Genomic DNA, 23986 nt, shown 5'->3' on the forward strand with positions numbered 1-23986 from the left:
AGTCACTTGAGACTCCTAATCCCTAGCCACTCATCCCTTCTTTCAAACTTAGCACGCTCGGAGGCTAACCTTGAACCTTGAACCTTTTTTATTGCTTTCCCTTTACAACGTATGGTATAATAGTATCGCAAGTTATGTGTATAGAATTTCCTGGTGAGTGAGCTGCGGCTCACTTTTTCTTATATATGGAACAGTTTCGTGAACGGACGCAAGCGCATCGGGGAAGGGACATATTTTTTACCGCGCTGACGCTGCGATCTATGGAGCCCCTTGCTCTTTCAGGAGCACTTCGGCGTTCACGTTTGATTGATTTCAAGGAGGCTTATCATGGCACATAAAGCAATCGAAGAAGCCGTAGAAGCTTTGCTGGAACCGATCCTGGATGCGGACGGCATCGAACTTGTCGATGTCGAGTATGTCCGTGAAAGGAATTGGATCCTTCGCATTTTCATTGATAAGGAAGGCGGCGTGGATCTCGCAGACTGCCAGAGCATCAGTGAGAAGGCCGGCGAGATCCTGGATGAGAAGGATATCATCCCGGATAACTACATGCTGGAGGTCTCTTCTCCGGGGCTCGATCGTGTATTGAAGAAGGATAAGGATTTCCGACGCTATGCCGGAAGCGATGTGGACGTGAAGCTGTTTGCTCCGCTCGAAGAGGCAGGCGGCGGCAAAGCGTTCACCGCGCATCTGGAAGGGCTCACCGAGGAGGGTGATCTGGCGCTGACGCTCGATGGCGGTAAGGAAATCGCATTGCATAGAGATAAAATTTCACAGGTAAGACTTCATTTTTCGTTTTAATCGAGGAGGAATAGTTCATCGTGGACGGCAAGGTATTATTGGAAGCAGTAGAAGCCCTGGTCAAGATCAAAAAAGTTGACAGAAATATGGTGTTTGATGCACTGGAAATGGTGCTTCTGACCGCTTACAAAAAGGAAAGCGGCAGCAATGCCAAGGCTTCGGTTTCTCTCAACCGTGAAACCGGCGAATATAAAATTTATGAAGAAAAGACCGTCGTGGACGAGATCCATGAGGACTCTGAAAATGCGATCAATGAGATCACGGTGGAAGAGGCGAAGAAGATCGACCGCAGCTATGAAGCAGGCGACATGCTCCGCATCGATGTGACACCGAAGAATTTCGGCCGTGTCGCAGCGCAGGCCGCTAAGCAGGTCATGATCCAGAAGCTGCGTGAAGCCGAGAGAGGCTCCATTTATGACGAATTCTCCGGCCGTGAAGGCGATGTGATCACCGGCGTAGTGAAATGGAATGAATCTCGCACCATTTTTGTCGACCTCGGCCGCGTGGAAGGGATCCTGCCTTTCGCAGAACAGATCGAAGGCGAAGAATTCCAGCCGAACGATAAGATCAAGTGCTATGTCCTCGAAGTCAGAAAGACCACGAAGGGACCGGAGATCATCCTCTCGAGGACCCATCCGGGCCTCTTGAAGAGACTTTTCGAGCTGGAAGTACCGGAAATTTACAGCGGCACCGTGGAGATCAAGAGTGTCGTCCGTGAAGCGGGCTCCCGCTCCAAGATCGCCGTATATGCGATGGATCCGGCTGTCGATCCGGTCGGTGCGTGCGTCGGGCCGAAGGGACAGCGTGTACAGAATATCGTGAACGAGCTGCATGATGAAAAGATCGATATCGTCCGCTGGGACGAAGATCCGGCGATCTACATCGCCAATGCCCTCTCCCCGGCAAAGGTCGTTTCCGTTTCCGTATGGGAAGAAGAGAAATCCTCCTATGTCATCGTACCGGACTACCAGCTGTCGCTTGCCATCGGCAAAGCAGGGCAGAATGCCCGCCTGGCTGCCAAGCTGACGAACTGGAAGATCGATATCAAGAGTGAAACGCAGGCGAATGAGGAGGGCTTCGGTGAGACCGACAGCGCCGATCTTGATGACGACATTCTGGGAGATATCGAAAGCGATATGGGGGAGGAAGCTAAGGAATGAAAGTAAAAAAGATCCCCATGCGCATGTGCGTAGGCTGCAAGGAGCTGAAGCCGAAGAAGGAGCTGCTCCGTATCGTGGCTCTGCCGACGGGGCTCATCGAGCTCGACCGTACGGGCAAGAAATCCGGCCGCGGCGTCTACGTGTGTGACGATATCGAGTGCTTTACCAAGGCCTACGAGTCCCATGGTCTTGAGAGATCCCTGAAGCGTCCGGTATCCAAGGATGTATACGATGCGCTGAAGGAACAGATCGAGAATGGATGAGCCGGTATACCGCATGCTTGGCCTTTGTATGAAGGCAGGTCGTCTGCTTTCGGGAAATGAACAGGTGGCAGAAGGGCTGAAAAATGTGAAAGCTCCGAAAGGGGCCCTTCTCATTATCACGGAAGACAGCTCCCCAAGAACAAAGGATGAGTACAGAAATGCTGCAGAAAGAGCGCATATCTCCTACAGACTGTTTGGAGAAAAGGAAAGGCTGGGCAGCGCCCTCGGCAAAGGGGTGCGCACAGCGGCGCTCATCACAGATAAAGGCTTCAGCCGCGCGATCGCTGAAAAGATCGACAAGGCGCTGGCTGAAAGATAGCTGCCAGGGGCAGATGGAAATGGGTCTTAGAGCCGCTCGTCGCCAGAGAGCGGCTGCCGAATAGGAGTCCCATTTCCGTAATAATAAACCATGAATCAAATTGACATACACTTGGGAGGCTGCTTATGCAGAAAAAGAAGTACAGAGTTTATGAACTTGCCAAGGAATTTGGCAAGACAGATAAAGAGGTCATTGAAATTTTGAAAGCCGGTCATGTCGATGTGACGAACCGTCTCTCCGGCGTGGATGACAATGGCAAGTCCATCCTCGCGCGTCACGTCGCTGCGGAAAAGAAGAAAGCGGCAAAGCGCCCGGTGATGCGTACCGTCCGTTTTGATCAGGCAGGCCAGCCGAATGGCAAGAAGGGCAATGCCCGCCAGTCCTCCTACTCCTCCTACTCCACGGAAGAAGCAGCGCCGGCAGAAGCTCCGAAACCGGCTCCGAAAACGGCGCCGAAGGCAGAAGCTCCGCAGAAGGAAGCGCCGAAGGCAGAGCCGGCCAAGGCGGCAGAACGCCCGTCCCGTCCGGCGAGAGAGACATCCCGCCAGGATGGGCGCCGTGACGGAAGAAGAGAAGGCCAGAGACGCGATGGAAGAAGCGAAGGCAGAAATGACAGAAACGGTGAACGTCGTGACGGGGGAAGCCGCTCTCAGGGAAGAGACGGTCAGAGAAACGATCGTTTCAGCCGCAACGGCGACCGCCCGCAGGGAGGAAGAAATGGACAGAGTGGCGGCAATGGAAGAAATGACCGTTTCAAGAATGACAGAAACGGTGACCGCCCGAAGACCGATCGTCCGGCTCGTCCGCAGCGCCCGGCAGCTGCTGCCAAGGCTCCGGTAGAAGAGACCGCGCAGAAGCCGGTCACCAGAAGAGCGGAAAAACCGGCCAAGAAGAAGACGAAGAAGGACTGGGAAAGAAGCCGCAGAGAGAAGGAAGGCGGTTCCCTCATGGCCCGTTCTTTGAGCCAGAGCAAGAAGAAGAAACACACGAATGAAAAGAAAGTGGCTGCGTACCCGACGGAAGTCGAGCTGCCGCCGAGCGTTACCGTCAAGGAGCTGGCTGAGCTTTTCGGACGTGAAGTCAGCGAGATCATCAAAGCACTCATGATGGACGGCGTCATGGCGACCATCAACCAGAACCTGGACCGCGACACCATCGAGATCCTGGCAGAAGAATTCGGCATCACCCTGATCGAAGCAGAAGCTCCGGCGGATCCGACCGAGTACATCCCTGCAGAGGATGATCCGCGCTTCCTGAAGCCAAGACCGGCTGTCGTCACCATCATGGGCCACGTCGACCATGGCAAGACCACCTTGCTCGATGCCCTTCGTCAGACGAATGTCGCGCTCCACGAAGCCGGCGGCATCACCCAGCGCATCGGTGCATATCAGATCCGTTATAAAAATCACAAGATCACCTTCCTCGATACCCCGGGCCATGAAGCCTTTACCGCGATGCGTTCCCGCGGCGCGCAGCTGACCGATATCGCTGTCCTCATCGTAGCAGCCGATGACGGCGTCATGCCGCAGACCATCGAAGCGATCCATCACGCGAAGAATGCCGGTGTACCGATCATGGTCGCGATCAACAAGATCGATAAACCGGGCGCCAACCCAGACCGTATCAAGGAAGAGCTCGCCAAAGAAGGCCTGCTCGCCGAAGACTGGGGCGGCGATGTCATCATGACACCGATCTCCGCGAAGAAAAAGATCGGGCTCGATGATCTTTTGGAAAACATCCTCCTCGTTGCGGAAATGCAGGAACTCAAGGCCAATCCGAACCGCGAAGCATACGGCGTCGTCGTCGAAGCCCAGCTGGATAAAGGCAGAGGCCCGGTCATGAGCGTCCTTGTCCAGAACGGTACCCTCCATATCGGTGACGGCATCCTGGCCGGCAAGAGCTGGGGCCGCGTCCGCGCGATGAACAATGAAAACGGCCGCAAGATGAAGAGTGCGGAACCGTCTGTCCCGGTCGAGATACTCGGTATGGACAGCGTGCCGGAAGCCGGCGACCACTTCTTTGTCATGGATGAAAAGAAGGCTAGAAATATCGCTGAGATCCGTGCATCCCGTGCGAAGGAAGAGGAACAGAGAAGTGTCCAGAAGGTCACCCTTGACAACATCTTCGAAAAGATCAAGGAAGGCGAAATGAAGGAACTCGACGTCATCATCAAAGCGGATGTCCAGGGCTCCGTCGAAGCGCTCGTACAGTCCCTGCAGGCCATCAAGAGCGAAGAGGTCCGCATCTCCATCGTTCACTCCGCCGTCGGCGCGATCAATGAATCCGATGTCATGCTCGCTTCGGCATCCAATGCACTCATCATCGGCTTTAACGTCCGTCCGGATGCCAATGCACGTGCCATGGCGGAAAAGGATGGCGTCGATGTCCGTCTTTACCGTGTCATCTATGACTGCATCGATGACGTCAAGGCGGCGATGGCAGGCATGCTCTCGCCGACCATCCGCGAAGTGGTCCTCGGCCATGCGGAGATCCGTCAGGTCATCCACACACCGAAGGTCATCGTTGCCGGCTCCTACGTGCAGGACGGCAAGATCACCAGCAACTGCCAGCTGCGCCTGATCCGCGACGGCATCGTTATCCATGAAGGAAAGATCGCATCGCTGCGCCGCTTCAAGGATGACGTGAAGGAAGTCGCTGCCGGCTTCGAATGCGGCATCGCCATCGACAGCTATCGTGACGTCAAAGAGGGAGACCAGCTGGAATCCTTCGAACTGAAAGAAGAAGCTGCTGAACTGAAATAATGCATACATCGTTCGCCTTTACAATTTCATAAGGGCGAACGATTTTGTTTTGGGGGTGACTAGGGACTGGTGACTAGGGACTAGGAGACTGGAAGACCAGGAGACTACAGACTCTCTCGTATCGTCATTTCGAGCGAAGCGAGAAATCTTTCTTGCAGACCGCTAAACGAAGGATGTGTGAAAGCAGAAATACGTAGCACCAAGGCGTCGTTTCCCTGCCGGTGTTTATGTGATACTGACCGCAGTGTAAGGGAAACGCTGATTAAATCGCAGAGTCAGATTTTACAAGAATTTTTATACATAGCTTCGTCATAACCTTCCTTAAATAGCTCGCTATTCTCGTCAGGTTATTCCTTGCTATGCATAAAGATTCAAGAGTAAAATCTGACAACGATTGAATCAGTGTTTCCCTAGAAAGATCCCTCGGCTACGCTCGGGATGACGATACGGGAAAGGGATACCCCCAGAAAGTTTGAAAGCAGGGATGAGTAGCTAGGGATTAGTGGCTAGGGATTAGGTGTCGCAAGTGACTGGCATGCCAGCTCATGGCACCACCATTTCGCATTTCTCATTTCTAATTTCTCATTCAAGCGAAGCTTTCAAACGGAATCAAAGGGCAGTACGCCCCAGGGGCTAACCCTGAACCATGAAGTTTGAAAGCAGAAAGAACAATCTCCCCCTTATATGAATTCTCATAGGTTAAACAGGTTCTGAAGGTTCAAAAGGTTCACAGGTTTCTCATTTTTCGTGAATACCATATCTTCAAAACTTCGCGGCGCTTCTGATTTTTATGCGCCGCACCGCCCTTACACTCGACCCATATTCGAATCGTATTTCCAGAGAGCGAGGTACTTACTATGTCCGAATTACGAGTACGCAAAGTACAGGAATTTATCAAACAGGAAGTGAGCCAGATGCTCCTTCATGATCTGAAAGACCCGCGAATCGGCTTTGTCACGGTGACCGAAGTCAAGGTGACAGGCGATCTGCGCGAAGCGACCATTTACGTCAGCCTTTTCGGCAAACCGGAAGAGAAGAAAGCATCGCTCGATGCGCTGAATAAGAGCCGCGGCTTCGTGCGCCGTGAGCTCGGGCAGCGTCTCAAGATCTACTACACGCCGGAGATCACCTTTTCTGAAGATGCCTCTTTGGACTACGGCATGCATATCGATGGCCTTCTGAAGAAGATTCATAAGGATGAGGTGAAAGAATGAGCCTTGCAATGAACCACGCCAAAGAGATCGGCAAGAAGGAGGCCATGGATTTTCTGAAATCCCACAAGCGCTTCCTGCTGGTCGGTCACGAACATCCGGATGGAGATGATGTCGGCTCTATCTGTGCGCTGCACAATGTCCTCGTGTCCATGGGGAAAGAGGCGGACATGCTGCTTCCGGATCCTGTACCGAAGGTGTACACGCTCGTGAAGGCCTCCGCGCTCGTTCATACATCGATCCCGGAAGGAAGGGACTACGATGCGATCGTTTTCACGGATCTTTCCAATCTGGAACGCGGTGGAAATTTTGATTTCCCACGGGACATCGACTCGCTCTCCATCGACCATCATCGCACGAATGAACGCTTCACAGACCTCCTCTATCTGCAGTATCGCTATGCGGCGACAGCGGAAATGCTTGCGGAAATGTTTTTCGATGAAGGCATCGAGATGGACGAAGACACCTGCAATGCACTTTACATGGGCATCGGCACGGACAGCGGCTTCTTTAAATTCAGCTGCACCTCGCCGCACACGCTCCTGATGGCGAGCCAGCTCGTCGCGATGGGGGCTGATCCCTCCTACATTTCAAACCACCTCGAGGAGAAGTCCATCGAAGCCATGCACTGCTACGAGCTGGTGGCAAAGACGGTCCACTCCTATGCCGATGGAAAGATCGTCATCGCATACATGGATCAAGACGCCATGGCGCTCGATGGAGAGAATTCCGACTATTACGCTTCCATCCCGCGCTGCATCCGCGGTTGCGAGATCGCCGCACTCTTCAAGTATCGCAAAGAGGGCGAGACCCGTGTCTCCCTGCGCTCCAAAAATTATGCCAATGTCGCGGAGCTTGCCGGCGAATTTGGCGGCGGCGGTCACTGGAAGGCAGCCGGATGCACCATTGAAGGGGACTTTGCCGAAGCCGAGAAGAAATTCATGGCGGTCGCGGAGAAGTATCTCTGATGGACGGCGTACTGAATGTATTGAAGCCGGCGGGGATGACGTCCTTCGACGTGATAGCGCGTCTGCGGCGCATCTATGGGCAGAAGAAGATCGGCCACGGCGGGACGCTTGACCCCATGGCGGCGGGCGTGCTCCCTGTATTTTTGGGGCGCGCGACGCGCCTCATCGAGTACGCGCCGATCCATCGGAAAACGTATGAAGCGGAATTTCTGATGGGCCTTGCCACTGATACCGAGGACGTGACAGGGACCGTGGTGGAGACGGGGGAGATCCCTGCCGATCCTTCGATCTGGGAAAGCACTGCGGAATCATTCAAAGGAGAGATCCTCCAGCGTCCCTCGTCCTACTCTGCCATCAAGGTGAATGGCGAGCGCGCCTACAAGCTGGCGCGTGAAGGAAATGCCGTCGAGCTTCCTCCCCGCCCTGTCACCATTTACGATCTGATCCTCCGTGAGGTAAAGCCGCCGCTCCTCCGTCTCTCCGTCACCTGCTCGGCAGGCACCTACATCCGTGCGCTCGGCCGCGACATGGGGAAAATGGCCGGATGCCCGCTCACCATGTCCTTTCTCCTGCGCAGCGAGATGGGGCCTTTCTCTATCGCCGAAGCCAAGACACTGGAAGAGATCGAAGCGGATCCGGAAGGCGCGCTCATGACCGACCTGCGCCCGCTCCTTTCCGCGTTGCCACTCCTTGCGCTCGATGAGAAGGAAGCCGCCGATTTCCTCTTGGGCAAACGCCTTCGCACGCAAGAAAAGCCTGTGGAAGTCGCCGCCGCCTTTTGCGGTCCCCGCTTCCTCGGTACTGCCAGTGTAGAGCGCGGTGTCATCCATCCGAAGAAAGTGTTTAATTAAGTTTTTAGTGACTAGTGACTAGTGACTGGTGACTGTGAGACATCCGTCTTTCCCGTATCGTCATTGAAAGCGTTGCCGAGAAATCTTTCTTGCAGACCGCTAAATGAAGAATGTTTGAAAGCAGAAATACGTAGCACCAAGGCGTCGTTTTCCTGCCGGTGCTTATGTGATACTGACCGCAGTGGATCCCTCGGCTACGCTCGGGATGACGATACGGGAAAGGGATACCCCCAGAAAGTTTGAAAGCAGGGATGAGTAGCTAGGGATTAGGTGTCGCAAGTGACTGGTGACTAGTGACTGGCATGCCAGCTCATGGCATCGCCATTATTTATGCTTCGCGGCGCATTTCGTCATCCTGAGCGGAGTGAAATGTCGGATGTTCGATCATGTAAAGGCGGAACAGTGAGAACTGAGTCGAAGGATCTGGCGCCGCACCACCATTTCGCATTTCTCATTTCTAATTTCTCATTCAAGCGAAGATTTCAAACGGAATCAAAGGGCAGTACGCCCCGTGGGCTAACCCTGAACCCTGAACTCTTAAACCTTAAATCCATTATCATGACCATTCTACCTACTTTACACGATTTACCCAAAGACCAGTCCTTCGTCCTTGGCATCGGCTTCTTTGACGGATGCCATCTGGGACATCAGGTGGTCTTTTCCGAAGTGAAGCGCCTTGCGAAAGAGAAGGGCGCGCAGCCGGGTGTTCTCACCTTTTATCCGCATCCGATGAAAGTGCTTGCGCCCGATATTCATGTGCCGCTTTTGCAGTCCATTGATGAAAAGATGGATGCACTGGCCGCTCAGGGCATGGCGCTGGCCGTCTGCATCCGGCCAGATGAGACATTTCTCGCAAAATCCGCTGAAGATTTTCTGGGAGAGCTCGCTCGCCTTCCCGGCCTTGTCGGCCTCGTCACGGGAGAAAATTTTTCCTTTGGACACGGCGGTCTGGGGAAGAGTGGTGACCTCGTGCGCTTCTTTGAAGAAAGCCGTGTCACCGTCCGCATCGTCTCACTCCGAGAGAACGCAGGGAAGAAGATTTCCAGCACCGCCATCCGCCAGTGCATCCTCGCGGGAGAGATGGAGCAGGCGGCGCGCTTTCTGGGACATCCTTACACGATCCGGGGTGACATCGTCCATGGCTTCCGTCGCGGGCATGACGTACTCGGATTTCCGACGGCGAATCTGGCTGTCTCTGAAGACCGTGTCCTTCCGCCGGATGGCGTCTACGCGACGCGTGCACTGGTGAAGGGGCATACCTTCCCTGCTATCACGAATATCGGAAACAATCCGACCTTCGGCAATGCCAAGAAGACCATCGAGACATTCATCTTTGACTTCGACGAGTCCATCTACGGCGCGTCCTTCACGCTCGCATGGGTGAGCCGCATCCGGGGAGAAATGAAATTCGCCTCACCTGACCTTCTGGTGGCGCAGATCCATCAGGATATCCAAAAAGCAAAAAACAGACTGCATGTATGAGAGGCCTGCGCGAAAGCGCAGGCTGTTTTGTAGAGGAATAGACGGAGTTCTGGTGGCTAGTGGCTGGTGGCTAGGGATTAGGGAACAAGTGGCTAGTCACCAGTCACCAATCACTAACTCCCTTATGCGCTGCTTATTCCTGAATTGCATACATTTATCCGTACATCATGCATAATTAGTATACCGATTGAGATGGAATATCTCATAGTAGAATGATATAATAACAAAAGTAGATGACAGGCTGTTGATGAGCCTGTCTATTTCATTGCGCGAGATCCGAAGGAAGGGATCTTCGCCGGGTTCCAATGGGGGTTTTTATGGAAGCGAAAAAAAGTGGTCAAAGTATTTTGAGAGACCTGGGTACGTGGATCGTCATAGCCACCGTACTGGGCGCAGTCGTCGGACTCTTTCTGGGTAAGAGCGCACACATGCTGGCGCCGATCGGCGACCTTTTCATGCAGCTCATCAAGATGATCGTCGTGCCGATGGTCTTCTTTTCGCTGGTCGGCGGGGCGGCGGCGCTCGGGAGATCCAAGGGCGCAGGCAAGGTCGGGCTGGTGACATTCCTGTATTACGGCGCAACGACGGCGATCGCCGTGATCTTGGGACTTGCATTCAGCGTCTTCTTCCAGCCGGGCAGCGGCATCGACATGGCGGCGATCAGTGGGGCAGCTGTGCAGGTGGGCGACCTTTCCAAAGCGGGCGCGCTCCCCGGTTTCTGGGAAACGATCATCGGCTTCGTACCGGCGAATCCGGTGAAGGCACTGACGGATGGCAATATCCTGCAGATCATCACCTTCTCCCTCTTTGTCGGCTTCGCACTGGCGATGCTGCCTGAGGAAGAGAAATGCTTCATGAGCCGTATCGTGGATAACTGCACGAAGATCTGCATCAAGATCATGATGGCGGTCATGATGCTCGCGCCGGTCGGCGTCTTCTGTCTGATGGCGGATGCGACGGGGAGCTTCGGCTATGATGTACTCATGAAGATCATTTATCTCATCGGTCTTTATATCTGCGTCCTCATTCTTGTCACCTATGTGATGATCGGCGGCTCGGTGGCTCTCTTCTCGAAATGCACAGGATATGTGGAATTCTTCAAAGCGATGTGGAAGGTGCAGGTACTGGCTTTCTCCACGGCATCCTCCATGGCAGCGCTTCCGCTCAATATGGCGGTCACGGAAAGAGAGCTGCATGTATCGAAAGGGACCACCTCCTTCGCCCTTCCGCTGGGCGCGACCATCAATATGAACGGCAACGCAGCGTACTATGCGATGGCGGCCATTTTCATCGCGCAGATGTATGGCATGGAGCTGACGTTTGGACAGTATATTGCGATCATTGTGACGAGCACACTGGGCGCAGTCGGTCAGGCAGGCGTACCGGGGCCGACGCTCCTTGTCGTCGCTGTCTTGATCTCTGCCGGTATCCCGATCGATGCGCTCCCGATCCTTTTCGGTGTTGACCGTATTTTTGATATGCTTCGTACAGCGGTCAATATCACCGGTGACGCAGCCTGCGCGACCATTGTGGATCGCTTTACGAAGGAAGAAACCATGAGCAGTGACGAGTGATGCTCCATGGGTCTTGGCATGGATAGCAAGCTAAAAACGGCTGGCGAAACGAAAACGTTTCGCCAGCCGTTTTTTCATACGAGGTGCAGTGTATTCTTGAAGTCTTTGATATAGTGTCTGGAGACCGGCACTTTTTCTTTGGGGTAATGGGAGAGCGTCAGGAGAAGGGTGCCATTGTCCTGGTTCTGGATCTCCTGGATCATGGAAAGATTCACGATGTAGCCCTTGTGCGTGCGGAAGAAGCCCAGGGGGGAGAGGAGAGACTCGATGTCGCGGAGCGTCATCTTCGACTCGATGATCCCTCTCGTCGTATAGAAGAGAGCGCGGTCTGACTTTTCGCTAGAGATCAGGATGATCTCCTGCGCAGGGGAGATCATGATGGTCTTGCCCTGCGTCTGGAGGGAGATCTTCTGTGAGGTGGAGACGATCTCGCCCGGCGCCCGTTCCTTTTCCATCAGGGCGAGGCTGTCGGCCAGGCGGGAGATGGTGCGCGCGATGCGGGCTTCATCGTAGGGCTTCAGAATGTAGTCGAAGGCTTCGAGATCGAAGGCCTTGACGGCGAATTGAGAGTAGCCTGTCGCGAAGACGACCTTCACGGAAAGGTCCATGCGGACGATCTCTTTCGCGCATTCGAGCCCGTTCATGAGAGGCATCTCGATATCGAGGAAAAGGATGTCGACATTCGGATGCGTTTTCAGAAAGGCGAGAACTTCGCGTCCGTTTCCGCATTCACCGATGACTTTGACGCCGGGGATGTTCGAGAGCTCATAGGTCAGCTCGCCGCGGGCCGGCAGTTCATCGTCGGCGACAAGAGCACGGATTTCTTTCATGGGGATCCTCCTTTGGGGGAAATGGGTTGGGGTTTAAGGTTCAGGGTTCAGGGTTCAGGGTTCAAGGTTCAGGGTTGTGGTGGCGGCTTCGCCGCGTATATATGGGGCGATGCCCGAAAGCGGCATTTCAGTCACCAGCCCCTAATCCCTAATCCCTAATCCCTAGCTACTAGTCTAGCTACTAGTCACTAGTCACCAGCCACTTGAGATTCCTAATCCCTAGCTACTAATTCCTAGTCACCAGCCACCAGCTGCCCGCTCATGCATTTGTGATACGGATCGTCTGTCCTGTCGCAGCGACTTTTTCTATGGCGGGGAGAGCGGGTCTCCGGCTTTCTATCTTCGGAATGTTGGTGAAGACAAGGGTGCCTTTGTTTTCACGGCTGACGATATGGAGACCGCTCTTTTCTCCGAAGAGGGAGAGCAGGCGCTGGTGGACATTGATGAGACCGATGTGGTCGCGTCTTTTGTGATCGATAAGCAGCTTTTTCAGCTTGCTTTTGGGGATGCCGATACCGGTGTCGTAGACGTAGACCTTGAAATAGTCCTTGTGCTCGATGAGGCCGGTCTTGATGCGGCCGCCCTCAGGACGCTTGAAGATGCCGTGGACGATGGCGTTCTCGACGAGCGGCTGGAGGAGAAGCGGCGGGACCTGGATCTCTTCCAGCTTGTCCTTGGGGAAATCATAGGTGATGGAGAGGCGGTCGCCGAAACGGGCGCGCTCGAGCTCGGTGTAGCACTCGATGACGTGCAGCTCTTCGGAGAGCGGGATGAATTTCGACGGGTTGCTGAGGCTGTGGCGGAAATAGTCGGAGAGATAGCTGATGAGCTTTCTCGCATTGTCCGGATCGCTTCGGACGTAGTAGCTGATGGTATTCAGCGTGTTATAGAGGAAGTGTGGATTGATCTGTGCCTGAAGAGCGCGGATCTCGGCTTCGGCGAGAAGATTTTCCTCTTCCTTCATCTTGTCGTACTCATAGATGGCTTCGAGCAGGTGACAGATGCCGGAGAGAAATTCATTGCCCATGTTCGTGAAGTTTTCCCCTTTACTTTTGGCGGCGATGAGGATGCCGACAGTCTCACCCTTGTAGCAGATGGGAAGGGAGGTGAGATGCGGCATGGGCGGAAGGGATTTCTGCAGCTGCAGGATGGCGATCTCCGCATCGCCCTGATTGCGGTCTGCTTCGGTTTTGTATGCCGTGCGCGTATAGATCTGATCTTTATATATGATGGCGGTCCAGATGAGGGAGGGGAGAGACGCCGTCACGATCTCTGTGGCTTTTGATACATTGAAGCCGTTGAAACCATCGTGGAGTGCGGAGAAAAGGGTATTTACGGCTTCAAAGGTCGTCTTTGTCGTTTCTGATTTTTCTGTATCGCGCTGGTGCGTGTAGAATTCAAGCACCATGTAGAAAAGACTGACAGCGATGGTATTCGTGATGAGGATCGGCAGCCACAGGTCGAAGAAATCATTCGGATGCGCGACGGTCTCCGGCCAGGTGAAGAAGGCGAAGAAGAGCCAGAAGAGGATCTCCAAAATGCCGGCATAGAAGAAGCTCCATGACCAGAGATTGTGATGGTGGCTTTTCAGCGGGTTCGCCAGATAGCCGGCGGCGATGCCCTGAAGGATGGAGAGCCCGCCGTGGATGAAGGCCGCGTCCGTGTCGAAGAAGAGAGCGCGGTGGATGCCTGCGATACATCCGACAATGGTGCCGACGATCGGACCGCCGACGAAGCCGCCGAGCATGATGCCGACAGCACGGAAATTCATGATGCCGCCGCCCGCCGAGACATTCCAGTACGAGCCGCAGAGTGCCATCAGGGAGAAGATCACGATGAAGAGAACGAGATGCCTCCGGCTGAACTGCTTGGCAAGGATCGCTTCACGGAAAAAGAGCGTGCGGCTGACAAGAAGGAGCAGCAGGAGGAAGATGGAGATACCAAACCAGACGTGCTGTACGCCGATGATCCAGGATGTATTCATAGGGCACCTCGCTTTGCCGGGAATGTGAGGAAGAGAGAGATCTGAGGTCTGCTTGCTGATCGCTTGTGCCGAAAGTCTTTGCGGGCGCTCGTCGGCTGTGAGAGCCGGTGATGCGGCGCTCCGTGATCTGTCATGCATTGATATAAAATGATCTATAAAAGATGTATAAATGATAGATTATAATAATAAATCGCAGAATACATTTGTTTTTAATGCATGTTACCCGTTGCCATTTGCATCTTACCCTTAAAAATTTCTTTTCGGGAAAGCTGTCAGGTATACTAATGGCGAAAGGAAGATGAACAGGAGATCCGTATGCCCCCTCTATTATAACAAATGACAAGAGGGAGGGGGGAATTTCCTGGTACCCAGCTGTACTAGGGAAACGCTGATTCAATCGCAGAGTCGAATTTCATATGGATTTTTATACATAGCTTCGTCATCATCCTCCTTAAATAGCTCGCTATTCGCGTCAGATGATTCCTTGCTCTGTATAAAAATCCAAGAATGAAATCCGATAATGATTGAATCAGTGTTTCCCTAAGCTCCCTCCGCTCGTGAATGGGAGGAGCTTTTGATAGAGACAAGTGGTTTCAGCAAAAGAAAGGAAGAGTATTATGGTTATTTACGGTGTAGCACTTCTGGCAGGCTGCTATATGGCTGGCAATGTGATCGGCGATATACTGGGCGCGCTTCTGGGCGTCAAGGCAAACATCGGCGGCGTCGGCTTCGCGATGTTGTTCCTTATCATCATTTCCGCCTGGGCGCAGCAGAAAGGCATCATGAAAGCGCCGGAAGAACAGGGCATCAAATGGTGGTCTGCGATGTACATCCCGGTCGTTGTAGCCATGAGCTCCATCCAGAACGTAGCAGCCGCCCTTTCCGGCGGTGTGGTCGCCATCCTCGGCGGTCTTCTGGCTGTTGCGATCGGCTTCCTCATGATCCCGGTCCTTTCAGGCAAGAAACAGAAGGAAACTGTGGCAGAAGACAGCTTGGCACATAGCAAGTGAGAAATGGGGAGTAAGGAGCGGATTCCGAATCCCCAGTGACTAGTCACCAGTCACTAGTCACAAAAAATGTATGCAGAACGCAAGGGCTTCGTGGTCGCTTAGAAATAAGGAGATAATTTCATCATGGATATCGCAGCAATGATTACTAAACTTTTCGTCAAGAACGGCATGATCTTCGGCTTCATGCTTCTCGGCGTCATTATGTATGTTTCATTCAAGCTGGGCGCGCTCACCAAGGGACGTGTCCATGGCAGCGCCATCGCCATTTTCCTGGGGCTTGTCCTCGCATACATCGGCGGTGAAATGACCGGCGGCAGCAAGGGGATCGCAGATGTCCCGCTCTTTGCCGGCATGGGTCTGGTCGGCGGCGCTATGTTCCGTGACTTTGCTATCGTTTCCACCGCTTTTGGCGCGGATCTTCGCGAGATCAAAAAGGTGGGCTGGAGAGGTGTCGCCTCCCTCTTCATCGGTGAATTCATCTGCCTCGTCGCAGGCATCGCTGTTGCGTATCCGCTCGGCTATACCAGTGTGGTCGATATGGTCACCATTGGGGCAGGCGTTGCGACCTTCGTTGTCGGACCTGTCACCGGCGCGGCTCTCGGCGCGTCCTCTGAAGTCATCGCCATCTCCATCGCTGCCGGTGTTGTGAAATCCGTTCTCGTCATGGTCGTCACCCCATTCGTTGCCAAACCGCTTTCCATCAATAATCCGCAGTCTGCCATGGCTTTCGGCGGCATCATGGGCACCACCTCCGGCACTGCCGCAGGCATCGCAGCGGTCAATCCGAAGCTCGTTCCCTACTGCGCGATGACTGCGACCTTCTTCACCGGTCTCGGCTGCCTTCTCTTCCCCTCTGTCTTCTACTTCGCTACAGCGATGATCTTCTAAAAAGATCCAGGGTTAGCCCATGGGAGCTCGCCCATAGATCGCGGATGAAAGATTCGCTTGCATGAGAAATTAGGAATGAGGAATTAGGAATGAAGGTGGCGGCTTCGCCGCGTATATATGGGGCGATGCCCGAAAGCGGCATTTCAGTCACCAGCCCCTAATCCCTAATCCCTAGCTACTAGTCACCAGTCACTAGCTCCCAATCCCCCTTTCCTCTTACCGCCACTATTTGTTATGATAGGGAAGAAACAACAACAATAATAATGAAAACCTGTATACTTATATAATTATTTCTGTACAACCCTATTTTTATTGAAAGGAAGTCCATTCATGTTAGAAATCAAACCATGCAATAAGAACTGGCACACCAGAGGAGACGATACCGCAGCACGCATTGCAGCTGCCGCTCCGTATGCAGAGGGAAAGATCGTTGACGCAGCCAATACCGTCAAAGTCCTTGAAGCGGTCCTTCGCCCGGGCGATAAAGTCAATATCGAAGGCGATAATCAGAAACAGGCGGATTTCCTCGCGAAAGAGCTCTGCAAGGTGGATCCGTCCAAAGTGCATGATCTTCATATGATCCAGTCCACCCTCTCCATTCCGGAGCATCTGGATGTCTTTGATAAAGGCATTGCCAGAAAGCTGGACTTCGCTTATGCCGGCAGCCAGGGCAAGCGTCTGGCGCAGATGGTCCAGAATGACGGTGTCGAACTCGGCGCTATCCACACCTACCTTGAAATGTATTCCCGCTACTTCATCGACCTCGTGCCGAGAGTTTCCCTCGTCTGCGCTGACTATGCGGATGCAGCCGGCAATATTTACACCGGCTTTTCCACAGAGGACACCCCGGCGATCGTCGAAGCGACGAAATTCAATCAGGGCATCGTCATTTTCCAGGTCAATCAGATCGTTGACAAGCTCCCGCGTGTCGATATCCCGGCTGACTGGGTCGACTTCGTCGTCGAAAGCCCGACACCATACATGCTGAACCCGCTCTTCACCAGAGATCCGGCAAAGATTTCGAATGAACGTATCCTCAAGGCTATGATGGCGATCCGCGGCATTTACGAAGAATATGGCGTCAAAGTCCTGAACCACGGCGTCGGCTTCGATACCGCTGCTGTCGAGCTGCTGCTCCCGACCTTCGGTGAATCTCTGGGACTGCGCGGCAAGATCTGCACCCATTGGGTACTGAATCCGCATCCGACCCTGATCCCGGCCATTGAGACCGGCTGGGCGCAGGCCATCTACTCCTTCGGCTCGGAAGTCGGCATGGAAGAATACATCAAAGCCAGAAGCGACGTTTTCGCTGTCGGCCCGGATGGCACCATGCGTTCAAACCGTGCCTTCTGCCAGGCTGCCGGTCACTATGCCGCTGATATGTTCATCGGCTCCACCATGCAGATCGACCGCTTCGGCAACTCTTCCACCGCGACCAAGAACAATGTCGCAGGCTTCGGCGGCGCTCCGAACATGGGCTGCGATGCCAAAGGCCGCCGTCATGTCACTCCGGCATGGAAAAAAGCGGGCAAAGAAGTGGCGAACCGCTACGAACTCATGGGCGACCGCAACCGCGGCAAGAAGCTCGTCGTCCAGATGATCACGACCGTCTCTGAAAAAGGCTTCCCGGGCTTCGTCGATCAGCTCGATGCCGTCGCTCTGAAGAAGAATGCAAACCTTGATCTCGAACCGATCATGATCTACTCCGATGACCTCACCCACATCGTTTCCGAAGTCGGCATCGCTTACCTCCACAAGTGCCACAACATGGAAGAACGCATGAATGCGATCCGTGCGGTAGCAGGCAAGACGGAAGTCGGCAAGCTCGAAGATCCGGAGATCACCAAGAAGCTTAGAAAGGAAGGCATCGTTAAGCTGCCGGAAGATTTTGGGATCGATCCGTCTCAGGCGACACGCGACCTCCTCGCTGCCAAGAATATGAAGGACCTCGTGGACTGGTCCGGCGGCCTTTACAACCCGCCGGCTAAGTTCAGAAACTGGTAATTATGGCATTACAAAAACCGTCAGGCTCAGAGCCTGACGGTTTTTACTTGTCATGGGAAAAATGAGACATGAGATGTCAGATATGAGATGTCAGATATGAGACATCAGATATGAGACATCAGATATGAGACATCAGACATGAGACATCAGACATGAGACGTCAGACATGAGACATCAGACACCTGACATCCGACATCCGACATCTGACGTTGATACATCCCTAGTCCCTAGTCACCAGTCACCAGTCACCAGTCTCCTGCATCGTCAGAGCCTTTGCCGTTCCATTGGCATCGAAGATGGTGATGCGGTTCTTTCCGTTTTCCTTGGAGGTATAGAGCGCGTTATCGACCCTCTTGTAGAAGCTCTGCTCAAGCTTGCCAGGGCGGGCAATGGTGACACCGAAGCTGGCGCTGACGGGGGAATCGTCCGGGAGGACATGGGCGTGGAGAAGGGCATCCTTCATGTGGATGGAGAGCATCTCCGCCGTTTCCAGCGTGGAGCCGGGAAGGATGATGAGGAATTCATCACCGCCCCAGCGGCCAGCGTAGCCTCTGCCTGCGGTGTGCTTCTTCATGAGATCGGCAAGGGTGCGGATGACGGCATCGCCGATGGAGTGGCCATAGGTATCATTGATCGTCTTGAAATGATCGAGGTCGATCATGATGGCAGAGAGCGGCATCCCGATCCCCGCATTGTTTTTGACGTACTGGGCGAGGTACTTTTCCATCGCGCCGCGGTTGAAAAGACCGGAGAGGCTGTCGTGGGTCGCAGCGAATTGGAGAGCGTCCTGCGTCTCTTCCAGTTCTTTCATGGCGGTGCTGACGAAGGTCGCCATCTGCAGGAGATGGGACATGTGCTGCGTCAGGTGGACGGGGTTATAGGAGACATCCTTTTGCTGCGCCTCTTCTGCTTCGCGGAAGACGGCGACATTTCCCGTCAGATGGGCGGCGACGAGACGCTGCCCGGCGCGGTATATTTCTCCATGGGCGTAGATGCCGAAGGAAGGGGTGACATGGTTGTAATTGGCAAGGACGTCGCCGAGGTTCTTATTGAGGAACTGGTAGCGCGCGGCGCAGGAGAGAATGTGCGTGCTTTCGCCTCCGAATGCATGCATTTGCTCCCAGATCTTTTTCGTTTCTGCGAGTATCAGCTCCGGGTCGACGTAGGAAAGGCGCATCTCTGTACCGACGGTGCAGCGGATATTGAAAAGGATGCCGCCATTGAGCGTGCGTCCCTGCGGCAGGTGTGCTTGGACATAGCCATCTGCCAGCTGGAGCAGCGGAAAGGGGAGCGACTGCTCCTGAAAATCAGGGGTGTGGATGTATTTATCGTAGTAGTAGACCGCAGGCTTGTGGTCGAGCTCTTTGATGATCATAGGGCCGTCCATCGCGGTTACGGTGAGCGGACGAGAGAGCGGGCGGAAGCCCAGGACATGGTTTAGCATGATGGAAATCTCACCCGTATAGACGCGGATGGCAAGTCCCGCGCTGGAGATGTAGTTCTTGGAAAAAACATAGGTATGATCCGGCCATGTCTGGGAGTCTGCGAGTGCGCCCCAGACGGGAAGCGTCGTCGGCAGCTCGCGCGTCAGTACGTTCAGGAAGGGCGTAAAGTCAGAAAAATGGTCATCGCTCTGGGAGGCCAAGATCTCGATGCCGCAGAGGGGCTCAGAAATCTTAGCGATTTCGCTCATCACTGCACATCCGACGGCCTCTTCCTTCCCTGGTTCATGGTCGAAGCAGATCGTGTGGATATATGTCTTTTTGAAGACTTCGAAAAGGATGATGATCTTTCCGGTGCGGTTCACGCCCTGCTCGATGCATACGCTGCTCGTCATCCCTGAAATCTCCGCTTCCGGAAAGGATAGAGACAGCGCATCCACCATTTTCTGAAGTCCTTCCGCTTTTGTGTAGGAGGTGAAAATGGAAATCAGAAGAGAGCAGCCTTTCGCGCCGAGGGAACGAAAGGCACGGATGACGCCTTCGATTTCGGAGGGCTTGGAAATGGTATATGAGTACGGTTTCATAAGGACTCCTTCTTTGGAGAAATAGGGTTTCCGGGTTAGCCCGTGGGGCGTGCTGCCTCTGGATTATGGAAAGCTCTGCTCGAATGAGGAGTGAGGGGTGAGGAGTGAAGGTAGCGGCTTCGCCGAGATCCTTCGGCTCAGGTCGCAGCTGTTCTGGCATTCGTTATCTCACATACGACGTTTCTCTCCGCTCAGGATGACGAAACAGGGCGATGCCCGAAGGTCTCTTGATAGCAGCTTTCCCTCGTATCGTCAGCCTTCCCCTCGAGGGGAAGGTGCCCCGTAGGGGCGGATAGGGCACAGGCGGGATGAAAGACAGATGGGGAAAGCGGAACAGCGCGGCACATGTGGGGAAATCGTGAGTCCCTCGCCGCGAATGACAAGGATTTCTCGCTTCGCTCGAAATGACGATGCGGAGGAATCTGATGTCTCCCAGTCCCAAGTCCCCAGTCACTAGTCCTGCGTCACCTCTTTCACCTGATGCTCGGCATTGAGGAGAATGATGCGGTTTCTGCCGCCTTCTTTGGCGAGGTAGAGGGCATCGTCCATGCGCTTGTAGAAGCCCGCCTCGGTCTCCTCCGGCGAGGCGGTGGTGCAGCCGATGCTGGCGGTGAGGAAGGAGCGGTCGGGGAGCTGGATACGCCGGAAGGCCTTCTGCAGGCGGCTCGCTACGATGAGTGCGCTGGGGGGTGTGGTGCCGGGGAGGAGGATGACGAATTCGTCACCGCCCCAGCGGCCGGCAAAGTCGGTCGGGCGTATCATGCGTTTCATGATGGCTGCGACTTCGCGGATCACTTCATCCCCTTTATTGTGACCGAAGGTATCATTGATATGCTTGAAGGTGTCGAGGTCGATCATGAGCGCGGAGAAGTTGAGCCTTCGCGCACGGGTATCTTTATGGCAGCGGCAGAGCATTTCCTCGATCGAGCCACGATTGAGGAGACCGGTGAAGCTGTCGTGGCTGGCAGCGAAGGAAAGCTGTTTCTGTGTCTCTGCGAGTTCTTTCGTGGTTTCCGTGACGAAGGTCGCAAGCCGCTGGATCGTAGAGAGCGCTTCACCAAGGACGACGGGGGCATGCGGCTTTCTCGTCGCAGCCACGAGGGGCACCTCGCCTTCGCGGAAGCAGACGGAGATGAGGGTCATATTGGTCGCCTGTGTTTTTCCAGCGATGCGGATGAGCTCGCCATTCACGTACCCGCCGGGCGCGACGCAGAAGTCGCTGTAGGCAGACAAGATCTGATTGACATCCTCCTTCAGGAAGTAACGCCGTGTGACACAGGAGATGAGGAGCATCCCTTCGGGGGCAAAGCGCTCGATATGGCCAAGTGCTTCGCGGCTGGAGAGGATGACCTGATCGGGGTCGCCGTAAGCCATCTGCACCTGATCGCCGACGTGGCTGAAAACATTTGTCTGAAGCGCACCGTCGCTTCGTGACTCGAGCGGGAGAATGGAGAGCTGGACCTGATGTCTGCTTCTGACGAGAGGGAAGAGCAGCTCGCGTTTTCCGAAATCCGTGCTGTGAAGATATTTCTGATAAAAATAGGCCGCGGGCTTGTGATCGAGGGAGCGGATGACGAGCGGGCCGTCTATCGCTGTGATGGTCATGGTGCGTCCGAGGGGCTGCCAGCCCATGACGCTCGTTGTCATGACCTTTACGTCACCGGAAAAGGTGACAAGAAGGATACCGCGGGAAAGGATGGCATCCTTGGTGAAGACGTAGATGCCATCTTCATTCCGATAGGTATGGGCATATCCGCCGCATATGGGGATGTCCTTTCCCAGCTTGTCGAGCGCGGTCAAAAAGGGCTCGAAGTCATAGCAGCGCTGTGTCATCAGCAGAAGGAGCGCAGAGAGGTCTTTCTGCCTTTGGCAGAAGCTTCGCGCTTTTTCCCCGAGGTCTTCCATGGGCTCTTGGGAAAAGTCATAGATGGCGGTGTGGACGTCACTCTTTTCAAAGAACTGAATGGTGACGACAGTCTGATGGAGACGCATGCGGCCATTATCGATGCCGCCGGCGGTCGTCATGCCGGCGATCTCTGCCTCGGGGAAGGCAGCACAAAAGAGCCGGGTCATCTCGCGGATCGTTTCCGGCTTATTCCAGTGCGTATATATGGAGATCAGGATCGACTGCTTTCCCGGGACATAGGAGGCTGCAAAAAGACGGATGCAGCTTTCTATGTCATCGAGAGAGCGGAGACAATGGGATATTTGGAGCATGAATCATCAAACCTTTCAGAGGAAGCCTTCGCACGTGCATCGAAGAGGCTTATTGGAAAATGCTGCTCTCAGAAAACAAATCTATGGTGCATGTTTTCGAAAGAGTCAGTGTTTCCGGCGGGAAGCGGAAATCCGTTTCTTTCGGTTGTACGATACGCCGCCCACCCGGTAAAAGGTAAAATTTAGGGGGTGTAAATCATTTCTTTTAAATTTACATGCAGCTTTGAAATGGGAACGCAAAATATATTTTAGGGGCCTTTATTATAAGCTTTTGATAATTCCTAAACGGTAAATATAAAGTTTGAAAATTTCGATTTATACTTTGTTTATATAATGAATTATATCACTCCTTTTTCTGTCTGGGAATAGGGTATACACAAATATGCAAAAATGGGGCTTGCGCTCGAACGTATACCTGTGGAAGCCGCCCTAGTCATACCCCGTTCCCTGTGATATGATAGAGAAAATTTTTTACTATGAAGACCCATGATAAAGGAGGATCTCAGATGGAAGATCCCAATTATGAACAGACAGATATTTTTGCATTCATGATGGCAAAGCCGGCGGGGAAGAAGCCAAAGGCACGTACAAAGAAGGCGGCTCTTTCCTCGGAGAAGAAGCGTGCGAAGGCGGCTGTCTCGGAAGAAGCGTCACTCTTTGGCGAAGGAATGGCAGCAGAGAAGAAGCCGGCTCGCGTGAAGAAGGCTTCACCGAAAGCGTCGGCCGCTTCCCCGAAGGCAGCGCCCAAGCCCAAAGCAGCCGCGAAAAAAAGGGAAGAGAAGGAAATGAGTGAGCCTGGGAATGCCGCGTCCGGAAAGGGCGACTGGCGGGAAAAGATCTGGGAATTCGACATCACCCATCCCTCGCAGGATATCAAGGACACGATGAAGGAGGCGCTCGTGGCCGAAGGCTTCATGAAGCGCGAGGCGAATAAAGTCTTCAAGGGGCTTTTCTTCAAGGAAAAGATCTTTAATACGAAGAACCAGGCACTGGAGTATTTAGAGAGTGTCCCGACTTCGTATGCGGTGAAGTACAAGATCGGTATCGAGCCTTCACCCAAGATGATCGCTCTTGCCAAACGTCTCAAAGAAAAGGAAGAGCGTCTCGCCGCTTATAAGGAGACACAGAATGAGAAAAAGTTCGCGGGGGACTTCATCACTTGCCCGCACTGCCATTCGCGTGTGAATGCGGACTTCGTAAAGCCTCCGCTCTGTCCGGTGTGCGGCGATGACATGCGCTCGGATACCGCAGTGAAGACCATCCTCGCTCTTGAGGAAGCGGTAGCAGAGCTCAGAAAGCGCCTTGAGGATACCGCAAGGAAGTACAACAGCAAATTCACCGGTGGTGAGAAATGGATCATCCGCCTCGTGAATCCGTTCTGGGAAGAAAAGTGATGAGAGTCCAAGAGACTTGGAGTCTAAAGTCTCCAAGTCTCAAGCGGGCATCGACCCATATATATTGCGGCGAAGCCGCCGCCACAATCCTGAAGTTTGAAAGCAGGGATGAGTAGCTAGGGATTAGGGATTAGGGGTGCCGAGTGACTAGTGACTTGTAACTTGAATACTACCTTCGGGCATCGCCCTGTTTCGTCATCCTGAGCGGAGAGAAACGTCGTATGTGAGATAACGAATGCCAG

The 23986-nt window shown here is 53.9% G+C and carries 19 protein-coding genes and 1 pseudogene; 15 read left to right on the forward strand and 5 right to left on the reverse strand.

The features are described from left to right. The first annotated feature begins 327 nt into the window (after positions 1-327). The 5 genes and pseudogenes from rimP to ACGG9R_RS01740 form a co-directional block, all read left to right on the forward strand. Positions 328-801: a ribosome maturation factor RimP gene (rimP, locus tag ACGG9R_RS01720; RefSeq protein WP_390150688.1), complete on the forward strand. Its 474-nt coding sequence runs from the start codon at positions 328-330 to the stop codon at positions 799-801. A gap of 20 nt (positions 802-821) precedes the next feature. Next, positions 822-1961, forward strand: coding sequence for a transcription termination factor NusA (nusA, locus tag ACGG9R_RS01725; RefSeq protein WP_390150690.1), 1140 nt, complete (start codon positions 822-824; stop codon positions 1959-1961). Continuing rightward, positions 1958-2224, forward strand: coding sequence for an RNase P modulator RnpM (gene rnpM, locus ACGG9R_RS01730; protein WP_022105117.1), 267 nt, complete (start codon positions 1958-1960; stop codon positions 2222-2224). The genes nusA and rnpM overlap by 4 nt, the downstream gene beginning before the upstream one ends. After that, entirely contained in the window at positions 2217-2543 is a 327-nt protein-coding gene (locus ACGG9R_RS01735; RefSeq protein ID WP_390150693.1) for a L7Ae/L30e/S12e/Gadd45 family ribosomal protein, read from the forward strand. The genes rnpM and ACGG9R_RS01735 overlap by 8 nt, the downstream gene beginning before the upstream one ends. A 125-nt stretch (positions 2544-2668) precedes the next feature. Then, positions 2669-2761 (forward strand): annotated as a pseudogene (locus ACGG9R_RS01740) (translation initiation factor IF-2 N-terminal domain-containing protein); the annotation flags it as partial. A gap of 446 nt (positions 2762-3207) precedes the next feature. On the opposite strand, the gene ACGG9R_RS01745 reads toward ACGG9R_RS01740, so the two are convergent. Next, on the reverse strand, positions 3208-3663 hold the full coding sequence (locus tag ACGG9R_RS01745; protein WP_390155037.1) for a hypothetical protein: 456 nt from the start codon (positions 3661-3663) through the stop codon (positions 3208-3210). Here ACGG9R_RS01745 and infB point away from each other — a divergent pair. The 6 genes from infB (at position 3545) to ACGG9R_RS01775 (ending at position 11391) form a co-directional block, all read left to right on the forward strand. Beyond that, entirely contained in the window at positions 3545-5305 is a 1761-nt protein-coding gene (gene infB, locus ACGG9R_RS01750; RefSeq protein ID WP_390155040.1) for a translation initiation factor IF-2, read from the forward strand. The genes ACGG9R_RS01745 and infB overlap by 119 nt on opposite strands. Before the next feature lie 857 nt (positions 5306-6162). Further along, positions 6163-6519, forward strand: coding sequence for a 30S ribosome-binding factor RbfA (rbfA, locus tag ACGG9R_RS01755; protein ID WP_022105120.1), 357 nt, complete (start codon positions 6163-6165; stop codon positions 6517-6519). After that, the gene (locus tag ACGG9R_RS01760; RefSeq protein WP_390150696.1) at positions 6516-7484 is read left to right on the forward strand and encodes a bifunctional oligoribonuclease/PAP phosphatase NrnA; all 969 of its coding nucleotides are present in this window, start codon (positions 6516-6518) and stop codon (positions 7482-7484) included. Before rbfA ends, ACGG9R_RS01760 begins: the two co-directional genes overlap by 4 nt. Continuing rightward, on the forward strand, positions 7484-8335 hold the full coding sequence (truB, locus tag ACGG9R_RS01765; RefSeq protein ID WP_390150699.1) for a tRNA pseudouridine(55) synthase TruB: 852 nt from the start codon (positions 7484-7486) through the stop codon (positions 8333-8335). Before ACGG9R_RS01760 ends, truB begins: the two co-directional genes overlap by 1 nt. A gap of 558 nt (positions 8336-8893) precedes the next feature. After that, positions 8894-9817: a riboflavin biosynthesis protein RibF gene (gene ribF / locus ACGG9R_RS01770; RefSeq protein ID WP_390150702.1), complete on the forward strand. Its 924-nt coding sequence runs from the start codon at positions 8894-8896 to the stop codon at positions 9815-9817. A gap of 317 nt (positions 9818-10134) precedes the next feature. Further along, positions 10135-11391, forward strand: a complete 1257-nt coding sequence (locus ACGG9R_RS01775; RefSeq protein ID WP_390150705.1) for a dicarboxylate/amino acid:cation symporter — start codon at positions 10135-10137, stop codon at positions 11389-11391. 74 nt (positions 11392-11465) lie between these two features. On the opposite strand, the gene ACGG9R_RS01780 is transcribed toward ACGG9R_RS01775, so the two are convergent. After that, on the reverse strand, positions 11466-12221 hold the full coding sequence (locus ACGG9R_RS01780) for a LytR/AlgR family response regulator transcription factor (protein ID WP_390150708.1): 756 nt from the start codon (positions 12219-12221) through the stop codon (positions 11466-11468). Positions 12222-12480: 259 nt separating this feature from the next. Beyond that, positions 12481-14205 (reverse strand): histidine kinase, encoded by a 1725-nt coding sequence (locus ACGG9R_RS01785; RefSeq protein WP_390150711.1) that lies wholly within the window; start codon positions 14203-14205, stop codon positions 12481-12483. A 617-nt stretch (positions 14206-14822) separates the two neighbouring features. On the opposite strand from ACGG9R_RS01785, the gene madL reads away from it, so the two are divergent. The 3 genes from madL to mdcA all read left to right on the forward strand — a co-directional run bounded on the left by madL (position 14823) and on the right by mdcA (position 18107). Continuing rightward, positions 14823-15215, forward strand: coding sequence for a malonate transporter subunit MadL (gene madL / locus ACGG9R_RS01790; protein ID WP_390150714.1), 393 nt, complete (start codon positions 14823-14825; stop codon positions 15213-15215). A 123-nt stretch (positions 15216-15338) separates the two neighbouring features. Continuing rightward, entirely contained in the window at positions 15339-16103 is a 765-nt protein-coding gene (gene madM, locus ACGG9R_RS01795) for a malonate transporter subunit MadM (protein ID WP_390150717.1), read from the forward strand. Positions 16104-16433: 330 nt separating this feature from the next. Beyond that, positions 16434-18107: a malonate decarboxylase subunit alpha gene (gene mdcA, locus ACGG9R_RS01800; RefSeq protein ID WP_390150720.1), complete on the forward strand. Its 1674-nt coding sequence runs from the start codon at positions 16434-16436 to the stop codon at positions 18105-18107. A 238-nt stretch (positions 18108-18345) separates the two neighbouring features. Here mdcA and ACGG9R_RS01805 read toward each other — a convergent pair whose 3' ends face one another. Together ACGG9R_RS01805 and ACGG9R_RS01810 are read right to left on the reverse strand one after the other, a co-directional pair. Next, the gene (locus ACGG9R_RS01805; RefSeq protein ID WP_390150723.1) at positions 18346-20133 is read right to left on the reverse strand and encodes a diguanylate cyclase; all 1788 of its coding nucleotides are present in this window, start codon (positions 20131-20133) and stop codon (positions 18346-18348) included. 453 nt (positions 20134-20586) lie between these two features. Further along, on the reverse strand, positions 20587-22350 hold the full coding sequence (locus ACGG9R_RS01810) for a diguanylate cyclase (protein ID WP_390150726.1): 1764 nt from the start codon (positions 22348-22350) through the stop codon (positions 20587-20589). Positions 22351-22856: 506 nt separating this feature from the next. On the opposite strand from ACGG9R_RS01810, the gene ACGG9R_RS01815 reads away from it, so the two are divergent. Beyond that, on the forward strand, positions 22857-23744 hold the full coding sequence (locus ACGG9R_RS01815) for a hypothetical protein (protein WP_390150729.1): 888 nt from the start codon (positions 22857-22859) through the stop codon (positions 23742-23744). The last annotated feature ends 242 nt before the right edge of the window (positions 23745-23986 follow it).

It is taken from the genome of Dialister sp. i34-0019-2H8 (assembly GCF_042846925.1).
Lineage (GTDB): Bacteria > Bacillota > Negativicutes > Veillonellales > Dialisteraceae > Dialister.

Bases quoted from the DNA above. Each gene is read 5' to 3' on its own strand.
- ACGG9R_RS01745 (WP_390155037.1), bottom strand. From the start codon at position 3,663: ATGACGCCGTCCATCATGAGTGCTTTGATGATCTCGCTGACTTCACGT.
- rimP (WP_390150688.1), top strand. From the start codon at position 328: ATGGCACATAAAGCAATCGAAGAAGCCGTAGAAGCTTTGCTGGAACCG.
- madM (WP_390150717.1), top strand. From the start codon at position 15,339: ATGGATATCGCAGCAATGATTACTAAACTTTTCGTCAAGAACGGCATG.
- ACGG9R_RS01735 (WP_390150693.1), top strand. From the start codon at position 2,217: ATGGATGAGCCGGTATACCGCATGCTTGGCCTTTGTATGAAGGCAGGT.
- ACGG9R_RS01780 (WP_390150708.1), bottom strand. From the start codon at position 12,221: ATGAAAGAAATCCGTGCTCTTGTCGCCGACGATGAACTGCCGGCCCGC.
- rnpM (WP_022105117.1), top strand. From the start codon at position 1,958: ATGAAAGTAAAAAAGATCCCCATGCGCATGTGCGTAGGCTGCAAGGAG.
- ACGG9R_RS01815 (WP_390150729.1), top strand. From the start codon at position 22,857: ATGGAAGATCCCAATTATGAACAGACAGATATTTTTGCATTCATGATG.
- ACGG9R_RS01785 (WP_390150711.1), bottom strand. From the start codon at position 14,205: ATGAATACATCCTGGATCATCGGCGTACAGCACGTCTGGTTTGGTATC.
- ACGG9R_RS01775 (WP_390150705.1), top strand. From the start codon at position 10,135: ATGGAAGCGAAAAAAAGTGGTCAAAGTATTTTGAGAGACCTGGGTACG.
- ACGG9R_RS01760 (WP_390150696.1), top strand. From the start codon at position 6,516: ATGAGCCTTGCAATGAACCACGCCAAAGAGATCGGCAAGAAGGAGGCC.
- truB (WP_390150699.1), top strand. From the start codon at position 7,484: ATGGACGGCGTACTGAATGTATTGAAGCCGGCGGGGATGACGTCCTTC.
- madL (WP_390150714.1), top strand. From the start codon at position 14,823: ATGGTTATTTACGGTGTAGCACTTCTGGCAGGCTGCTATATGGCTGGC.
- ribF (WP_390150702.1), top strand. From the start codon at position 8,894: ATGACCATTCTACCTACTTTACACGATTTACCCAAAGACCAGTCCTTC.
- mdcA (WP_390150720.1), top strand. From the start codon at position 16,434: ATGTTAGAAATCAAACCATGCAATAAGAACTGGCACACCAGAGGAGAC.
- ACGG9R_RS01805 (WP_390150723.1), bottom strand. From the start codon at position 20,133: ATGAAACCGTACTCATATACCATTTCCAAGCCCTCCGAAATCGAAGGC.
- rbfA (WP_022105120.1), top strand. From the start codon at position 6,163: ATGTCCGAATTACGAGTACGCAAAGTACAGGAATTTATCAAACAGGAA.
- ACGG9R_RS01810 (WP_390150726.1), bottom strand. From the start codon at position 22,350: ATGCTCCAAATATCCCATTGTCTCCGCTCTCTCGATGACATAGAAAGC.